Source organism: Rhodanobacter sp. BL-MT-08 (assembly GCF_054161255.1).
The window spans coordinates 2,401,995-2,418,813 of record NZ_CP167872.1 but is presented as its reverse complement, the minus strand read 5'-3'; the positions used below and the strand labels follow the sequence as shown (position 1 = coordinate 2,418,813).

Sequence of the window (16,819 nt, the reverse complement as noted above, 5' to 3'; positions counted from 1 at the left end):
AGAAGCATGGTGGTGGCATCAGGAACTACACTCACTTACGCGACACCAGACAGCGGAACCTTCCTCACGGCCAACGCAATGAAGAGCACACAAGCGGTCACCATCCTCTCTGCCCTCGCACAAGAGTCGAGGTTGGCTGTCTATCGTCTGCTGATCGAACACGCTCCCAATGGGCTAGCGGCAAGCGCCATCGCGGAGAAGCTTGGTGTACCGAACGCCACGCTGTCCTTCCACCTCAAAGAGCTGTCCCACGCAGGTCTGGTCGTGAGTAAGCAGAGCGGTCGGTTCGTGTATTACTCACCGGTGATCGAAGCGATGAATGATCTCATCGGGTATCTCACCGATCATTGCTGTAGCCAATCTGGCGTTAGCTGCGATGCAGTCAGTCCCTCAGGCGCACCCGGCAAAATCAAAAAGACGAGCGAAACACCACGCTCCAATCAGCGCAAGGCTATTGCTTGATCTCCCGTTTCAGGCAATCGACTGTCCATTCAAAAAAATCGAGTTCGATGCCTTTCGTCCAAGCCTTTTTTAGCAGGATCGACTATCGCGGCAACAGCTGAAATGTGCGCGCGCTTCCGATGCCATTAGGCGTTAGTTGACGATGCGCATCGCGAGCGCCGGCTTGCGCAGGCGCTCGCCGTTCGGTTTACGGCACGGCCTTGATTGATGTGACCGTACTGTCCATACCCGCCGGATGCAGGCCGAACTGCACCTTTTCACCGACGGTGACGTTCTTCAGCAGATCCGGTGATGCCACCTTGAATACCATGGTCATGGCCGGCCAGTGGATGGACGCGATCGCCTGATGTTGCAACGTGATGGTGCCCTTGGCAGGGTCGATCGCCTTGATCATGCCGACGCCCTGCGCGTCGGCCGATGGGGCTTTGTTCATACCGGACATGCCGGGCATGTTGGGGTCCATCGCCTGCGCGGCGACGCCGCCGCAGACGACGAGCAACGTGCTGGCAAGAACGGATACAAGCCGCTTTTTCATGAGTCAGTTTCCTTTGGGGTTGGGTAAAACGTGGTGTGGGTCTGGCTTCTGCGACGCAGCCGGTGGAGCACCAGCAATCGGAAGGCGGCCGGCATGACCAGCATGGACAGCAGTGGTGCGGTGAGCATGCCGCCAATCATCGGCGCCGCGATGCGCTGCATGACTTCGGAGCCGGTGCCGTGTCCGAGCAGGATCGGAAACAGGCCGGCGAGGATCACGGCCACGGTCATCGCCTTGGGCCGCACGCGCTGCACGGCGCCTTCGCGAATCGCATCGTCCAGCGCGGCAGGGCCGGCGCGCGGATCGAGCGCGAGCTGGTGTTCCCACGCGTGGCGCAGATACAGCAGCATCACCACGCCAAACTCGGCAGCCACGCCGCTCAGCGCGATAAATCCGATCATGGTCGCCACCGATACGGCGTGGCCCAGGAGCCAGATCAGCCAGAGTCCGCCAACCAGCGCCAGCGGCACGCTCGCCATGATTAGCGCCGCTTCGCTCGCGCGCCGAAAGACCGAATAGATCAGCGCGAAGATGATCAGCAGCGCTGCCGGCACCACCAGCTTGAGCCGCGCCATCGCGCTGGCCAGATACTCGAACTGTCCCGACCAGGCCAGCGTGACGCCGGCCGGCAGCGTTACGTTTTGCGCAACCGCCGTCTGCAGATCGGCCACCACAGCGCCCATGTCACGACCGGCAGTGTCGACGTAGACATAGGTGGCCAGCTGACCGTTTTCGCTTTTCAGCATGGACGGGCCGGCGTCGACGTTGATGTATGCGATTTGACTCAAAACCAGCTGCGCGCCGGTCGCGGAGACGATCGGCATTTGCCGCAGGGCCTGGACCGAATCCCGTTCGGTGCGCGGGTAGCGCAGCACGATCGGATAGCGCTCGCGGCCTTCCACCGTCTCGCCGATGGGATCGCCACCGACCACCGTCGCGATCAGCTGCTGCACGGTCTGCTGCGTCAGCCCATAGCGCGCCGCGTCGTCGCGCCGAATATGCACATCGACATAGCGGCCGCTGGCGGGGCGTTCGGCAATCGCCGAGCTCACGCCGGGCACGCCCGTGGCGACGGCTTGGATTCGGTCGGCCACCTTCTGCAGCGTCGCCAGATCCGTGCCCAAAACCTTGATGCCGATAGGACTCTTGATGCCGGTGGAAAGCATGTCGATGCGGTTGCGGATCGGCGGTACGAACAGGTTGGTCAGGCCCGGCACATGCACCGCGTTATCCAGCGCGGTCTTGATGCCCGCCATGGTCATGCCGGGGCGCCACTGTGCCCTGGGCTTGAAGGTGATGGTGGTTTCGAACATTTCCAGCGGCGCCGGATCGGTTGCCGTCTCTGCACGGCCCGCCTTGCCGAAGACATGATCCACCTCGGGCACCGTCTTGATCATGCGATCGGTCAGCTGCAGCAGCTGCGCAGCCTTGCCGGCGGATAGCCCGGGCTGTGCGGTGGGCATGTACAGCAACGTGCCTTCGTCCATCGGCGGCATGAACTCGCTGCCCAGCTGGCTCAGGGGAATGAGCGCGCTGAGCAGCAGTACGCCGGCGATCAGCAGGGTTGCCTTTGGGAAACGCAGCACCCCATCGAGTATCGGTCGATACATGCGAATCAGCAGGCGATTGAGCGGATTGTCGTGCTCGGCGCGAATGCGCCCGCGCACCAGATAGCCCATCAGCACCGGCACCAGGGTCACCGCGAGCCCGGCGGCGGCCGCCATCGCATAGGTCTTGGTGAACGCCAGCGGCTTGAACAGCTTGCCCTCCTGACCTTGCAGCGCAAACACCGGCACAAACGACAGCGCAATGATCAGCAGACTGACGAACAGCGCGGGACCGACCTCCGCACTGGATTCGGCGATCAGCGACCAGCGCTGCGCTCCCTGCGGCTCGCGCCCGTCATTGGATTCACGCCAGCGCTCCAGGTGCTTGTGCGTGTTCTCGATCATCACGATGGCCGCATCGACCATCGCACCGATGGCGATCGCGATGCCGCCCAGTGACATCAGGTTGGCCGACACGCCCTGCACGTGCATCACGATGAAGGCAGTCAATACGCCCAGCGGCAGGGTGATCACGGCAACCAGCGCCGAACGCAGGTGACCGAGAAAAAGCGCGCAGACCAGGGCGACAATCAGGAATTCTTCCAGCAGCTTGCCCCACAGGTTTTCTACCGCCGCATCGATCAGTTGCGATCGGTCATAGGTGGGCACAATCTGTACGCCGACAGGCAGGCTACGCTGCAGCTGTGTCAGTCGCGCCTTTACTGCCGCGATGGTGGTTTTCGCGTTCTTGCCCGAACGCATGACGATGATGCCGCCAACCACTTCGCCCTGACCATCCAGCTCGGCCACGCCACGCCGAAACGAGGGGCCGCGCTGCACGGTCGCGACATCGCGCAGTAATACCGGCACGCTGTTCGCATTGACGATGATCGGCACGTTTTCAAAATCCGTGCGAGTGGTTAAATATCCTTCGCTGCGCACCATCAGTTCGGCTTCGCCTTGCTCGATGACCGAGCCGCCGTTGGCTCCGTTGGCGGAGCGAACCGCGTCGACCAGCTGCGCCACGGTGATGCCGCGTGCCGCCAGCGCGGTCGTGTCGGGCACGATTTGCCAGGCCCGCTCCATGCCGCCCAGCGTGGCGACTTCGGCGACGTCCGGCACGGTCTTGAGCTGGTAGCGCAGAAACCAGTCCTGCAGCGCGCGCAGCTGGCCAAGGTCGTGCTGGCCGGTGCGGTCGATCAGGCTGTATTCGTAGATCCAGCCGAGCCCGGTGGCATCCGGTCCGAGGGCCGGCGTTACGCCGCTCGGCAGGCGATCGCGCACCTGGCTCAGATATTCCAGGACGCGCGAGCGGGCCCAGTACAGGTCGGTGCTGTCATCGAACAGCACATCGACGTACGAGTCGCCGAAGAACGAATACGCGCGCACCGTTTTTGCACCCGGCACCGACAGCATGGTGGTGGCCAGCGGATAGGTCACCTGATCCTCGACGACCTGCGGTGATTGACCGGCGTAGCTGGTGCGAATGATCACCTGCGTATCGGACAGTTCCGGTAGCGCGTCGATCGACGTATGCATGGCGCAAAACACGCCGACCACGGCCAGCACCAGCGCGGCCAGCAGCACCAGCAGGCGATGGGCGATGGCGTGACGGATGAGGACAGCGATCATGGCTGCTTGCCCATCGGCATACTGGGCACCGGCGCGCTGCCGGCTGGTGCGGTCGTCGGTGCGCTGCTGTTCAACCGCTCCAGCGCGCCGGACAGGCTGGCTTCGGAATCGATCAAAAACTGCCCGGAGATAACGACCTTTTCGCCAGCGCTGAGGCCATCACGTATTTCGGTATAACCGCCTGCGGCGGCACCGAGAATGACCGGCAGCGCGCGAAACTGTCCCCCGTCCTCGGCGACGATCACGCGGGTCTGGCTGCCGGTGGCGATCAGCGCATCGTCCGGTACCACCGGCACGGCGTTGCCCTGCGCGGGGTTCAGCTGCACGGTGGCGAACATGCCCGGACTGAGTGCACCGTCCGGGTTGTCCAGGACGATGCGCGCGCGCTGCGTGCGTGTCGTCGCATCGATATCCGGCAGCAGCGTTTCCACCGTGCCCGAAAAGTGGCGGCCTGCCAGCGCGTCGACGCTGACCGTCACCGGCGTGCCAGCGCGTATCGTGCCGGCGGCCGATTGCGGCAGCGCCGCTTCGATCCATACGGTGGACAAGCCGTTCACCGTCATCAGCGTTTGTCCGGCGCTAACGCGCTGACCTTCGCGCATGTCCAGCGTGGTGACGATGCCCGCCTGCGGCGCGTGCAGGACGATCGCCGCACCTGCACCATGACGCGACGACTGAATATCTGCCGACGTCAGGCCCAGCACTTGCAGACGCTCCCGCGAAGCATCGCGCAAGGCTTTCGCATCGCTCGACTGTGCTTGTTGAAGCGCGCGGTATTCGGCCAGCGCGCTACTCCACTGCGGCGCCAACAACTCAGCCAGTGGTTGATCAGTGACTACCGCAGTATATGGGGCACGCACGTTGAGTTTGCTGATGACGGCGTCGACCCGCGCACTGATGATTGTGGCCTTGCGCAAATCCCAGGTGATGGTGCCGGGCACCCGGATGGCCGCTGCCAGCACGCGGCGTTCGACCACGGCGGTGCGCACGCCGAGGTTCTGCACGGTGCCAGCATCGATGCGCACGCCGTCCTTCGGCGTTTGTGGGTCCGCATACTTCGGCACCATCTGCATGCCCATCGGCGATAGGCCCGGTTTGGGGAAGTGCTGCTCGGGCACCATCGTGTCGTACCAGTACAGGATTTTTTTGCTGCTCTCGGCCGATGCCGCGGTGGCCGTTGTGGCCGGTGGCGTGGACGCATGGCGGCCGCCGACGTAGCCAATCAGCAGCAACACGATCGACAGCACAGCAATGGTAAAAAGGGTCATGCTGCGATTCATGGCGCGGCCTCCTTGGCGGGCATCAGGTAAGCCAGCGACGCCCACAGGCGGGCGCGCGTGGCAAGGGCATCGGCGAAGCTGAGTCGGAGCTCAATCTCGTCGCGTCGCGCATCGAGCCAGGGTTGCAGCAGACCGCCGCCGCGGTAGCCGGCCAGTGCAGTTTGTGCGCGGTCACGATCCAGCGGCAGCAGGGTGTCCTGATAGCGCTGAATCTGTTTGGTCCATCCCTGCCACGTCGCCACCGTGCGTTCGATCATCTCGCTTTGCGCGCGTCGCGCGTCTTCGTGCGCGTCTTCCACCGCGTCCCACTGCGCCTGCTTTGCGCTGATGCCGTGGTCCTGCCGGTTGCGGGTAAACAGTGGCAGGCTCACACCCACCTGCAGCGTAACCATGTCCGACAGATTGGGCGCACGTTTGCCGTACATGGCACTAACGCTCCAGTCGGGATGCTTGGCCGCCCGCGCCTGGTCCAACGCGGCTTGTGCTACCTGCTCACGCGCTTGCCAGGCCTGCATCGGCGCCTGCTGATCCACACCCTTTCTCAGCCGATCGGCACTCACCGGCAGCTGGCTAAAGTCCGGGGCATCGGCCATCATGGATGTGGGTTCGACTAGCCATCGCTGCAGGCTGGCCTGTGCGGCCGCCAGATCGGCATCGACCGCATCCAGCCGATTGTCCAGCGCCGCCGCATTGGCGCGTGCCGCCAGTGCGTCGGTCGCGCTGCCGTCGCCGCCGCGCAGGCGCGCCTGGGTAATCTGGATGGCCAGCGTATTTTCCGCGTGCAGCTCATCCAGCAAAGTGCGCTTGCGCTGCGTCGCCCAGACGTCGATCCATGCATTGGCGATGCGTTCCTGCAGGGTTTGCGTCGTGCTCACGCGATCGGCCTCGGCCGCATCGACTTGCGCACCGGCCAGCGCGCGATCGGCGTCACGGGAAGCGCGCGATGGGATGCTCTGCATGACGCCGACGGTTCGCATGGTCATCGTATCCGAGCGTAGGCTGAAGGCGCCGGGATCGGTCACTGGATAGTTGGCTACGCCGAAGGTCAGTGATGGATCGGGAAGCTGACCGGCGCGACCGGCTTCTTCATTCATCGCAACAATATCGGCGTTGCGTGCCGCAAGGAGTGGTGCGTGTCTGACGCCGCGCTCGATGGCGGCCTCAAGCGTTAGCGGTGCGCTGGCAGAGACCACGGCTTGCGCCGAACTCCATCCAAAGAGCAAACCCCACGCGACAAGGCGTCGGGCGACAGAAAGAAAGCGCATGACAAGACACTCCAGCAATCCAAGAGGCATCGCGCCCGCCTAGGCAGGCGCGACAGCATGTCGACGGACGTCGGGGTGTCTAGATCAGAAGAGAGCAAAACAAAAGGTTTGCCGGCGGCCCGGGACTTCGCAAGCGATCGCGTCGGTCGTATGCGATACCCGCTTGCGTATGTGCGACCCATGTCGGTAATGCGGGTGGCAACCCCATCAACAACATGGGAGGAACCGAGAGCGGATGGACGTCGGTGGGTGCAGAAACTTCCGAAGCGCAATGTTTGGCGCAAAGCAGATGGTCAGTCGGAGAAGAAGCCATCTCGGGGCACGAACCCTTCATCGAACCGTCCATGGTCGACGCGTTCATCGCCATGGTTGCCATACCGCCTGGCGGCATAGCACAGGCGTAAGCGGCCATAGCGGACTGCAAGCCCAACATCATGACGGCCGCCACCAGCAGCACCCAGCGCGTCAGCGGCGCACGACGGATATCGTGCAATCGCCAACGACGGGGGAAAAGGAGCGGCAGATGGAAACGCGTCATGATGAGCCAGATAGTACCGTATGTTTCAGTGCTTGGGATCGGTGTCTTTAGGCGAGCCGGGAGCGTGATCCGGCTCCGGTGCGGGGCCATCTTTACGGCCTTCGCTGGGCATGTCCTTCATATCCATTCCTTTCATCGAGGACTTGTCGTGGGCTGCATCTGCGCCAGCCGCATGGCCAGCATCGCCATCCGAATCCATGTCCATGTCGTCATCCGGCGGCGCCCTGGCAACGATGTCCTTGTATTGCGCTGCCGTGAGATCGGGCAGTTTCTGCAGGAACGCCACCATGCTCCATATCGTCGCATCGTCGTGGCTGGCCCCCCACGCCGGCATCGCACTCATTTTGATGCCGTGTTTGATCGCCCAAAAGGCCTCTTTCGGGTCAATGCGCTCCTGGGCTAGATTGGGTGGCTGTGGATAAAGGCCCGGCCGGATTTCCGAGTTTTTCATGGCCGGTGTGAGGTGGCACTGCGTGCACATCGCCGCATATTGCCCGGCACCTTTGAGAATGAGCTGGGGGTCATTCAAATTGGGCGGTTGCAGATCCCTGGCGTGCGCGGCAATCGATCGGTCACGCGTGGCCTGCATGATCGCCAATACCGGCCGGCTGTGCGGATCATCCGCGCCCATGCCATACGCGCCCGAGTAAACGAACGCGGTGGCGCCAAGGACGCCGATGACCAAAACGGTGGCAACGCCTGCGATGTAATACGTGATGGGTGATTTCATGATGGGTTCCCCTTAGAACCAGATGCGGACACCGGCCACGATTTGCCGGTCGAAAACAGGTTGATGATCCTGACGTACGAAGTCGGCGGTGGTGCCCATTCGATCGACAAAATTCACGCCGATATAGGGTGCGAGTTCGCGGCGAATCTCGTAGCGAAGGCGCAAACCGAACTGGACGTCGGAAAGGCCTCTACCGATGCGTCGCTGCGGATCGTCCTTGCCGTAGAGGTTGGCTTCCAGCTCGGGCTGGAGAATCAGCTTCTGGGTAAACAGCAGCTCATACTCGGCGCGCACTCGTGCGGCGGTTCGCCCAGACGGCCCGGCATAAGCGGTGGCTTCGAGTTCAAACCAGTAAGGCGAGATCCCCTGTACGCCGAAGGCGGCCCAGGTCCGCCCCGGACCAACGCCAAAATCCTGACGTGCGCCCAGCTGCGTGCTCCAGTAGGCGGCGAGACTGTGATTCCAGAACGCCTCAAGGTCGCCGTCCTCGAATTTTCCGCCACTGCGCTCGCCTTCGGTACGCACCCACAGCTTATTGCTGTCGCTGCCATACCAGCCCTCGGCCTCCCAATCCTGGCCGTTGGCATCACGGCCGTGCACTGCCTCGAGCTGGTCTATCAGCAACATGCTCTGGGCGGCGTTATCGGCCATGTCCATGCCTTTCATCGGGCCGTAGCCCACGCCTTGTGAGTAGTCCGCACTGCGGGCGTTGGGCGGCGCGTTGCCGCCCTGCATCGGTCCCATGCTCATCCCGGGCATCGATCCCATGGCGTCTTTAGTCGGCGCTGGCGCCGACTCATGCCCCATGGATGACATGTCGCTGGCGCTCATTCCCTTCATGGCATCGGGCGACATCCCCGCCATGCCGTCAGACGGTTTGGCTGCGGGGGACGCCTGATCAGGCATGGGCATACCCGGCATGGCGCCGTGATCCATCCCGCTCATGGTGTCCGGTGACCCGGCTGGAAGGACAGCGGCCGGCTTCTTCGCTGCCTTCTTTTTGGGTGTCTTGACCGGTGCCGTCGCAGGCGTTGACGCGCTGCTGCTGGCCGCCGGCATCGTCATGCCCGGCATGCTGTTGTTATCCATACCTGGCATCGAACTCATATCCATCGACGACGTGCTGCTGGCTGCTGCTGGCGCCTGTTGCGCGATAGCGATGCTCGGCAAGGCAAGCGTCAGGGCCAGTAACAGCACGGATCGAGACAAGTACGACGGGATGACGCGCTGACTCGTCCTCATGACACGACCACCTCGCGGAACATGCCCGCTTCCATGTGATAGAGCATGTGGCAGTGGTAGGCCCAGCGGCCGGGGTTGTCCGCGGTGACGGCGTAAGTGACGCGTTGCGCCGGCTGCACGTTGATGGTGTGCTTGCGCACCTGGAACTGCCCCTGCGGGTTCTCCAGCTCGCCAAACATGCCATGCAAATGGATCGGGTGATTCATCATGGTGTCGTTGACCAGCACGATGCGCAGACGCTCGCCGCTATTGAAATGCACCGGCTTGGCGTCGGAGAACTTCACCCCGTCGAAGGACCACATATAGCGCTCCATGTTGCCCGTCAGGTGCAGCTCGATCTCGCGACTGGGTTCGCGCGCATCGAGCGAACCACCCACGGTATGCAGATCGGCATACGTGAGTACGCGTCGGCCGTTGTCGCGCAGTCCGGTACCCGGGTCGTCGATGTTCGTGCGCGGCATGTCGACGTGCATGTCCACACCGGGGTTGTTGTATTCGGTGCTGGCATGACGCACCACGGGAGCTGCGCTCTTCTTACTCTCCGCCATGTCCATGCCACCCATTGCCATGCCGGACATGCCACCCATTTCGTCTGTCTTTTGCATACCACCTTGCCCAGCATCGCCGGTGGCCATCGCGCCCATCATGTCGACCATGCTTACTGGCATACGCGGATCGAGCGGTGGCACGTCCGCCACCATCCCATGGCGCGGCGCAAGGGTGCCACGGGCGTAGCCCGTGCGATCCATCGACTGCGCGAAAACGGTATAAGCACGCTCCTCTTGCGGTTCAACAATGACGTCATAGGTCTCGGCGACGCCGATGCGGAATTCGTCCACCGGTACCGGTTCGACGTCCTGGCCATCGGCGGAAATCACCGTCATTTTCAGGCCCGGAATCCGGACGTCGAAAAAGGTCATCGACGAGCCGTTGATAAAGCGAAGGCGAATCTTTTCACCGGGCCGGAACAGTCCAGTCCAGTTGCCCGCGGGCGCCGCACCATTCATCAGGTAGGTATAGGTATAGCCGGACACGTCGGATAGGTCCGTCGGATTCATCCGCATCGTGTTCCACATCTTGCGCTGCGCTAATGCCTGGCTCAGGCCCTTTTCGCGCACGTCGCGAAAGAACTCGGGCGCGGTGGGCTGGGCGAAATTGTAGTAGTCGCTCTGCTTCTTGAGCTTGGCGAAAATACGGTTCGGATCCTCGTCGGTCCAGTCGCTCAGCATCACCACGTAGTCGCGATCGGTCGCATGGCGATCAGGCCCAGCCGGCTCCACCACCAGCGCACCATACAGGCCTGTCTGCTCCTGAAAGCCCGAATGCGAGTGATACCAGTAGGTGCCCGACTGACGAAGTTTGAATTGGTAAAGAAACGATTCGCCTGGGGCAATGCCGTCGAAACTGATGCCTGGTACGCCATCCATCTGGAACGGCAAAACGATGCCGTGCCAGTGGATCGACGTCGGCACACGAAGCCGATTGGTGACCCGAAGATTCACCGTCGTGCCTTCTTTCCAGCGCAGCACGGGGCCGGGCACGGCGCCGTTGACCGTGGTGGCCAGGCGCGGGGCGCCGGTGTAATTGACCGGCGTCTGGGCGATGTCGAGCGCAAAGTCGGTGCCACTCAAGACGGTGGGTTGGCCCGGACTGTTAAGTGCCCAAACGTTGGACGGACGCAATAGACCGAAGCCGGCGACAGCACCACCCAAGGCGATGCCCTGGACGAACCGTCGACGCGACAGGTCGGCCGGCGAAGGGGGAAAGGTATTCATGGGATTCTCCGAAGACGTCGGTGTCGAGTGGTGCCGACACCGATCACAGACCGTTGCAGTGAACGCCGGAAACGGCGCACTTTCGCAAAGCGCGAAACTCGCGGGGGAGAATCAGACAGCCGGGGGTCTCAGCGGCGGACCGTGTCTTACAGAGGGCGCGCCGGGATCTTGCTCGGCGGCGTAAACCATCCCCGCCAGAGTCGATCGAAAAACCGATAGACCTGTCGAAGGGAGGGCAGTGCTGGTCATGGCCGCGCAGCTGCAGCCGCTCCCTGCCAGACCACCGCAACACCCGCTGTGCGCATCGCAGCAGTGACGCGACGTCGCAGCGGGCGGATGGTGATGACACGACGTACCCATGACCATGGCCACCGAGTGCGTGGCATGGTTGTGAACGGATCCCTGGTGCATATCCACCGGCATGGGCATCGCCATGACCGACTGCACGACCAGCATCAGCCACGCCAGCACTCCCATCGCGCGCAGGCGACGGGAGCGAGACAACTGGTGCAGCGATAAGGTCATGCTCAAAGCTTATTCCTTGGATCAACCCCTCACAACTGCGCAGGGGTCGGTGGCGGTTTACGGCTTGCTGTAGGCCATGTGGAGCGTGATCTTGTCACCAGCTTTCAACCCGGCTTCCGCCGAAACCGGAAAATGCACCTTCAGTGCCATGCCACCGGCCGTGACATCAACGACGCCCGTGCTGGCATCCACGGCAGTGACGGTCGCAGGCATCGCATGCACGCCCATCATGTGGCCTTTCATGCCTTTCATGCCTTTCATGCCTTTCATGCCTTTCATGCCTTTCATATCGCTGTGATCCGATGACATGCTCATTCCCGACATGCTGCTCGAACCGCTGGCCGGCATATCTTGGGCAGAAACACCGCTGCTAAGCGCCACAACCAAAGCAAGCGAGCCGAGCACGGAAAAACCTGATTTGCGTAACATGGTGATCATGATCGTGATTCTCTTAGAAGGTTGCGGTATGCAACGTGGCCACACTGGACCCGGCCGTGTATGGAGTGAATGAATTGGAGCGATATATGTCGCTCGCCGCTGGGATGTGCCGGCGATCCTCGTCTTGACCTCCCGCCATTACACGTGCACCGAACGTAGCCGTAGCGCGTTCGTGATGACGGACACAGACGACAGACTCATGGCCAGCGCAGCGATCATCGGGCTCAGTAGCCAGCCGAAAAACGGATACAGCACGCCGGCGGCCAGCGGAATGCCCAGCAAGTTGTAAAGAAACGCGAAGGCCAGATTCTGGTGGATGTTGCGCACGGCCGCGTTGGCAAGACGGCGTGCGCGCAGCAGGCCGGCGACGTCGCCTTTCACCAGGGTGACTTGCGCGCTTTCCTTGGCGATATCCGAGCCATTGCCCATCGCGATGCCGACGTTGGCGGCGCTCAGTGCCGGCGCGTCGTTCACGCCGTCGCCGGCCATGGCGACGCTGGAACCGTCCTTTTGCGCGCGCTGAATCCACTCGGCCTTGGTCGCCGGGGTCTGACCTGCGGCATATTCGGCAATGCCCAGCTGGCTGGCTACGGCCTTGGCCGTGGCTTCGCTGTCACCGGTGAGCATCACCACGCGCAGCGACTGCGCGCGCAGTGCGGCGAGCATCTCTTTCGCGCCCGCCTTGAGTGGGTCCTGCACGGCAATCAGGCCGACAAGCTTGCCGTCGCGGGCCAGGAACATCACGGTTTTCGCGTCGCGCCGCAGTGCGTCGGCGCGCTCGGCCAGCGGCGCCGCATCCGCTCCCTGTGCGGACATCAAAGCCGGATTGCCCAATGCCAGTGTGTGGCTGCCCAAGCGCCCTTGCACACCTTGACCCGTTACGGCGGCAAACGCTTCCACCGGTGCGATCGCGATGGACCGGGTACGGACCGCATCAAGCACGGCATGCGCCAGCGGGTGTTCGCTGGGCGCTTCCAGCGCAGCGGCCATGGCCAGGAGATCTTCCTCCGTGACACCCTCCACGGTGACGAGGTCCGTCAGGGCGGGCTTCCCCTCGGTCAACGTGCCGGTCTTGTCGAGCACCAGCACATCGACGTGCGCTAGCGCTTCGATGGCCGAAGCATCGCGAAAAAGCACGCCCAGTTCCGCACCGCGCCCGCTGGCCACGGTGATCGAAATTGGCGTGGCCAGACCCAGCGCGCACGGGCAGGCAATGATCAGTACCGCCACTGCATTGACCACCGCAAACGCCAACCGGGGCTCGGGACCCCAAAGCATCCATGCGGCAAAGGTCGCCAGCGAGATAAGCACGACCGCCGGGACGAAGAACGTCGATACGCGATCGGCTAAGCGCTGCAGCGGTGCGCGCGAGCGTTGCGCCTTCGCCACCAGATCCACGATCTGGGCCAATACCGTGTCCTGGCCAATGCGGTCCGCGCGCATGGTCAGACTACCCGTGCCGTTGAGGGTGCCGCCGGTGACGCGATCGTCTGCGTGTTTCTCCACCGGCAGCGGCTCGCCCGTCAACAGCGATTCGTCCACGCTGCTGTTGCCGTCGACCACCATGCCATCGGTCGGTATTTTTTCGCCGGGTCGTACGCGCAGGCGATCGCCAACCTGTACCTGATCCAGCGGCACTTCTTCCTCACCGCCGGCCGCGAGCAGTCGACGCACCACTTTAGGCGACAGGTCGAGCAAACCGCGAATGGCCGCCGAGGTTTTGCCGCGTGCGCGTAGTTCTAGCCATTCACCCAGCAAAACCAGCGCGATGATCACCCCGGCCGCCTCGAAATACACGCCCACCATGCCGTGCATGTCATGCATGGCCGAAGGAAACCAGCCTGGTGCAAAGGTGGCAGCGAGGCTATAGATGAACGCCACGATCACCCCCAGACCGATCAGCGTGTACATGTTCGGAGAGCCGGAAAGTACGCCCTTCCAGCCGCGCACGTAGTACGCCAGACCGGCCCAAAGCACCAGCGGCGCCGAGAGCAACAACTCGCCCCAGCGCAACGCCCATGCCGTGCCAGCCGATCCATGAAAGCCGAACAGATGCGGCCCCATCGCGATCAATAGCAGCGGTATAGCCAGCACAGCGGCGACGATAAACTTACGCCGTACCGCGCGCAGCCCGCTGTCGTCCTCATCGCGGCTGGGGACCATCGGCTCCAGCGCCATGCCGCATTTAGGGCAGTTGCCCGGGCCCACCTGTTGGATCTCCGCGTGCATCGGGCAGGTATAGATCGTGCCGGCCGGTGCCTTCTTGGACGCCACCTGCGACTTGCCCGGATAAGCCGCGGGATCCGCCTCGAATTTCTCGCGGCAGCGGCCGGAACAAAAATAGAATGTCTTGCCGTCATGGTCGGCGCGATGTTTGGCGCTGGCGACATCGACCTTCATGCCGCACACCGGGTCAATCGCTACCGCTTCGCCGGGCTGAGCCTTGTTTGCTGCGCAGCAAGCGTGAGATGCGCTAGCCGTTGAAGGATGACTTTCAGCCGGCGTTGAATCGGGTTCGTGCGAATGCGGGCTCATGATGTTTCCTCGGTGGCCAGCGCGGTGAGGATGGGGCAGGCTTCCAACGTGCCTCGCCCAGGGCAGGCATCGATCAGCGCCTCGAGGCCGCGATGGATGCGCTGCATTTCGGCGATCCGTGACTCCAGTTCCGCGAGCCGGCTTTCAGCGCGCGCCTTAACGCCCTTGACTCCGCGCTCCCTGTCGGTCGACAAGGTAAGCAGATCCCTGATTTCATCCAGCGAAAAACCGAGCGCTTTCGCACGACGGATAAAACGCAATCGATCCACGTCATCCGGCACGTACTGTCGATACCCTGAGGCACGTCGCTCCGGTTCAGGCAGCAGATGACTGCGCTCGTAATAGCGCACGGTATCGACGGCGACTCCGGCGCGTTTGGCCACTTCGCCGATTGTAAAGCTGGACATGACGACGATCCTTAATAACAGAATCGTCATCGTAAACCCTGGACCCGACTCCAGAGTCAAGAGCTCGCGAATCGGCGCTGATTAGTAGGTTCGCGTTCGAAGTGCCCAAGGCGCTGGAGTCGGACTTCGATCAGATTTTCAAATAATCATCGCACTCACGAATTAGAGCGGTAATCACGTCGCTGTTGGCATCTGGACGTGCGATGAGGATGGCACGGACTTGCTCAATTTGGTGATTATTCGGAATCAATTCGGACGGGCTCTCCCACATCCAATCGATCAGTATCGCCGCCAAAAGAGCACCGGGCATCGTTGCCACTTCCTTCCGGCAGGGAACATACATGCCTTCCCGAATCACTGGGCTGTTCAATCCGTGGCTTTCTTTCGCGGCCTGGAAAGCGCTCTCTGGCATGCCAAAACGATCATCAGGATCGGTCACATCACGTCTCCTCGTTGCATCGTTAGGTGGGTGGTGCTTTCCTTGGCACTGATCTTTGCTCCTGACCCGAGCTTACTGCGCTTCAGGCATCAATCGATATGCGTTCAACAAGAATGCTCCCGCCGGCCACTGACTGCGAATAGGACTATGCCGCCTCATTCACACGAAACCTATTTGCACGCGGCACAACGACAGAACACACAGCGTAGCTACGCGTCGGCCGTGCGCCATTTCGAAGTGACCTGGGGCGGATTGCTGCCAGCCACGTCGGATACCGTTGCCCGGTATTTGGTTGCCCATGCGATCGCTTTGTCGATCAACACGCTACGGCAGCGGCTGGCGGCTCTCTCCCACTGGCATGAATCTCATGGCTTTGCCGATCCCACGTCGGCATCGATTGTCAAACAAACGCTGAAGGGCATTCAAGCGCTCCATCCGGCGCGCGAAAAACGTGCCGAACCTTTGCAGCTTAAAGCTGTGGGCTCGATCTCCGATTGGCTGGATAACGCCATCCTCGCCGCCGACCTTCGCGGCGATCGCAGCGACGGGCTTCGCCACCGTCGTGATCGAGCCATGCTTCTTCTGGGTTTCTGGCGTGGCTTTCGCGTTGACGAACTCGTAAACCTGCAGGTCCAACACATCACTGTAGTACCGGGACAAGGGATGACCTGTTTTCTCCGGCATAGCAAAACAGATCGCCAACTTGCCGGCACCACCTATCGGGTTCCCGCGCTCAGCCGGTGGTGTCCGGTGACGGCGACGCTCGACTGGATCCTCCATAGCGACCTCACTGCAGGGGCACTTTTTCGGGGTGTTACGCGGTCGGGCGCTTTGGGAGCGGCCGGGTTGCATAGTAATAGTGTCGTGCCGTTACTGCGCCGATTGTTTACACGCGCCGGACTGAAGTCACCGGAGGCGTACAGCGGTCACTCCCTGCGCCGTGGCTTCGCCGGATGGGCCAACGCGAATGGGTGGGATGTGCGCGCGCTGATGGAATACGTCGGCTGGAAAGACGTACGTTCGGCGATGCGTTACATCGACGCACCGGACGCATTCGGTCAGCAACGCATCGAGGCGGCATTGGCGCCGGTACCGATGGCCACGCCGCTGCCTGTACAAGCCACGTTGCCGCCTGCGCCGATATCGAAACCGGCCGCCGTAGTCTTAATCCTTGTGCTGCGCCTGACACCACGGCGCAAGGGCCGTAGCGTGGCGAAAGCCAGATACACGATCGAAACGATCTGCCTTTCGCCTCATCTGGCGATTCCCCTCAACCAGGAGCGCTCCCGTTATCAACTGACGGTGGCAGCCGCCGATGATCTCGTTTTGGACGAAATCGCCTCGTCGCTGATCGGCGACCTCTACCGTATGGCCGAAAACCACGACCATCAGCTTGACGCATCGCTTCACGACGAAGCCGGCGAACGCCATTGGAATTGATGCAACGCCCAACCTACCGACAACACCGG

15 protein-coding genes are annotated in these 16,819 nt (G+C 62.3%); 3 read left to right on the top strand and 12 right to left on the bottom strand.

The window, feature by feature from the left end:
* The first annotated feature begins 78 nt into the window (after positions 1-78).
* Positions 79-462: an ArsR/SmtB family transcription factor gene (locus ACDK93_RS10590; RefSeq protein ID WP_458068497.1), complete on the top strand. Its 384-nt coding sequence runs from the start codon at positions 79-81 to the stop codon at positions 460-462.
* Positions 463-649: 187 nt separating this feature from the next.
* Here ACDK93_RS10590 and ACDK93_RS10585 read toward each other — a convergent pair whose 3' ends face one another.
* The 7 genes from ACDK93_RS10585 to ACDK93_RS10555 form a co-directional block, all read right to left on the bottom strand.
* Positions 650-997 (bottom strand): copper-binding protein, encoded by a 348-nt coding sequence (locus tag ACDK93_RS10585; protein WP_458068496.1) that lies wholly within the window; start codon positions 995-997, stop codon positions 650-652.
* A complete protein-coding gene (locus tag ACDK93_RS10580; RefSeq protein WP_458068495.1) occupies positions 994-4,176 on the bottom strand; it encodes an efflux RND transporter permease subunit in 3,183 nt (1,060 codons plus the stop codon). Before ACDK93_RS10580 ends, ACDK93_RS10585 begins: the two co-directional genes overlap by 4 nt.
* A complete protein-coding gene (locus tag ACDK93_RS10575; RefSeq protein WP_458068493.1) occupies positions 4,173-5,444 on the bottom strand; it encodes an efflux RND transporter periplasmic adaptor subunit in 1,272 nt (423 codons plus the stop codon). Before ACDK93_RS10575 ends, ACDK93_RS10580 begins: the two co-directional genes overlap by 4 nt.
* Positions 5,445-5,452: 8 nt before the next feature.
* Positions 5,453-6,721, bottom strand: coding sequence for a TolC family protein (locus ACDK93_RS10570; RefSeq protein ID WP_458068492.1), 1,269 nt, complete (start codon positions 6,719-6,721; stop codon positions 5,453-5,455).
* 79 nt (positions 6,722-6,800) lie between these two features.
* Positions 6,801-7,259, bottom strand: coding sequence for a hypothetical protein (locus ACDK93_RS10565; RefSeq protein WP_458068490.1), 459 nt, complete (start codon positions 7,257-7,259; stop codon positions 6,801-6,803).
* Between the two features lie 25 nt (positions 7,260-7,284).
* A complete protein-coding gene (locus ACDK93_RS10560) occupies positions 7,285-7,989 on the bottom strand; it encodes a c-type cytochrome (protein WP_458068489.1) in 705 nt (234 codons plus the stop codon).
* A gap of 12 nt (positions 7,990-8,001) precedes the next feature.
* A complete protein-coding gene (locus ACDK93_RS10555; RefSeq protein ID WP_458068488.1) occupies positions 8,002-8,910 on the bottom strand; it encodes a copper resistance protein B in 909 nt (302 codons plus the stop codon).
* A gap of 22 nt (positions 8,911-8,932) precedes the next feature.
* Here ACDK93_RS10555 and ACDK93_RS10550 point away from each other — a divergent pair, with 22 nt between their 5' ends.
* On the top strand, positions 8,933-9,220 hold the full coding sequence (locus tag ACDK93_RS10550; protein WP_458068486.1) for a hypothetical protein: 288 nt from the start codon (positions 8,933-8,935) through the stop codon (positions 9,218-9,220).
* A 7-nt stretch (positions 9,221-9,227) separates the two neighbouring features.
* On the opposite strand, the gene ACDK93_RS10545 is transcribed toward ACDK93_RS10550, so the two are convergent.
* The 5 genes from ACDK93_RS10545 to ACDK93_RS10525 all read right to left on the bottom strand — a co-directional run bounded on the left by ACDK93_RS10545 (position 9,228) and on the right by ACDK93_RS10525 (position 15,350).
* Positions 9,228-11,006 (bottom strand): copper resistance system multicopper oxidase, encoded by a 1,779-nt coding sequence (locus tag ACDK93_RS10545; RefSeq protein ID WP_458068485.1) that lies wholly within the window; start codon positions 11,004-11,006, stop codon positions 9,228-9,230.
* A gap of 582 nt (positions 11,007-11,588) precedes the next feature.
* Positions 11,589-11,969 carry a hypothetical protein gene (locus ACDK93_RS10540; protein ID WP_458068484.1) on the bottom strand — a complete coding sequence of 127 codons (381 nt, stop codon included), beginning with the start codon at positions 11,967-11,969 and terminating at the stop codon, positions 11,589-11,591.
* Positions 11,970-12,107: 138 nt separating this feature from the next.
* On the bottom strand, positions 12,108-14,504 hold the full coding sequence (locus ACDK93_RS10535) for a heavy metal translocating P-type ATPase (RefSeq protein ID WP_458068482.1): 2,397 nt from the start codon (positions 14,502-14,504) through the stop codon (positions 12,108-12,110).
* The gene (locus tag ACDK93_RS10530; protein WP_458068480.1) at positions 14,501-14,941 is read right to left on the bottom strand and encodes a heavy metal-responsive transcriptional regulator; all 441 of its coding nucleotides are present in this window, start codon (positions 14,939-14,941) and stop codon (positions 14,501-14,503) included. Before ACDK93_RS10530 ends, ACDK93_RS10535 begins: the two co-directional genes overlap by 4 nt.
* A 100-nt stretch (positions 14,942-15,041) precedes the next feature.
* Complete coding sequence (locus tag ACDK93_RS10525; protein ID WP_458068479.1) at positions 15,042-15,350, bottom strand: hypothetical protein; 309 nt, start codon at positions 15,348-15,350, stop codon at positions 15,042-15,044.
* A gap of 147 nt (positions 15,351-15,497) precedes the next feature.
* On the opposite strand from ACDK93_RS10525, the gene ACDK93_RS10520 reads away from it, so the two are divergent.
* A complete protein-coding gene (locus ACDK93_RS10520) occupies positions 15,498-16,790 on the top strand; it encodes a site-specific integrase (protein WP_458068478.1) in 1,293 nt (430 codons plus the stop codon).
* Positions 16,791-16,819: the final 29 nt, after the last annotated feature.

What these genes read in the sequence shown, in the direction of transcription:
- ACDK93_RS10590 (WP_458068497.1), top strand. Translation starts at nt 79, where the DNA reads ATGAAGAGCACACAAGCGGTCACCATCCTCTCTGCCCTCGCACAAGAG.
- ACDK93_RS10585 (WP_458068496.1), bottom strand. Translation starts at nt 997, where the DNA reads ATGAAAAAGCGGCTTGTATCCGTTCTTGCCAGCACGTTGCTCGTCGTC.
- ACDK93_RS10580 (WP_458068495.1), bottom strand. Translation starts at nt 4,176, where the DNA reads ATGATCGCTGTCCTCATCCGTCACGCCATCGCCCATCGCCTGCTGGTG.
- ACDK93_RS10575 (WP_458068493.1), bottom strand. Translation starts at nt 5,444, where the DNA reads ATGACCCTTTTTACCATTGCTGTGCTGTCGATCGTGTTGCTGCTGATT.
- ACDK93_RS10570 (WP_458068492.1), bottom strand. Translation starts at nt 6,721, where the DNA reads ATGCGCTTTCTTTCTGTCGCCCGACGCCTTGTCGCGTGGGGTTTGCTC.
- ACDK93_RS10565 (WP_458068490.1), bottom strand. Translation starts at nt 7,259, where the DNA reads ATGACGCGTTTCCATCTGCCGCTCCTTTTCCCCCGTCGTTGGCGATTG.
- ACDK93_RS10560 (WP_458068489.1), bottom strand. Translation starts at nt 7,989, where the DNA reads ATGAAATCACCCATCACGTATTACATCGCAGGCGTTGCCACCGTTTTG.
- ACDK93_RS10555 (WP_458068488.1), bottom strand. Translation starts at nt 8,910, where the DNA reads ATGCCGGGTATGCCCATGCCTGATCAGGCGTCCCCCGCAGCCAAACCG.
- ACDK93_RS10550 (WP_458068486.1), top strand. Translation starts at nt 8,933, where the DNA reads ATGGTGTCCGGTGACCCGGCTGGAAGGACAGCGGCCGGCTTCTTCGCT.
- ACDK93_RS10545 (WP_458068485.1), bottom strand. Translation starts at nt 11,006, where the DNA reads ATGAATACCTTTCCCCCTTCGCCGGCCGACCTGTCGCGTCGACGGTTC.
- ACDK93_RS10540 (WP_458068484.1), bottom strand. Translation starts at nt 11,969, where the DNA reads ATGATCACCATGTTACGCAAATCAGGTTTTTCCGTGCTCGGCTCGCTT.
- ACDK93_RS10535 (WP_458068482.1), bottom strand. Translation starts at nt 14,504, where the DNA reads ATGAGCCCGCATTCGCACGAACCCGATTCAACGCCGGCTGAAAGTCAT.
- ACDK93_RS10530 (WP_458068480.1), bottom strand. Translation starts at nt 14,941, where the DNA reads ATGACGATTCTGTTATTAAGGATCGTCGTCATGTCCAGCTTTACAATC.
- ACDK93_RS10520 (WP_458068478.1), top strand. Translation starts at nt 15,498, where the DNA reads ATGCCGCCTCATTCACACGAAACCTATTTGCACGCGGCACAACGACAG.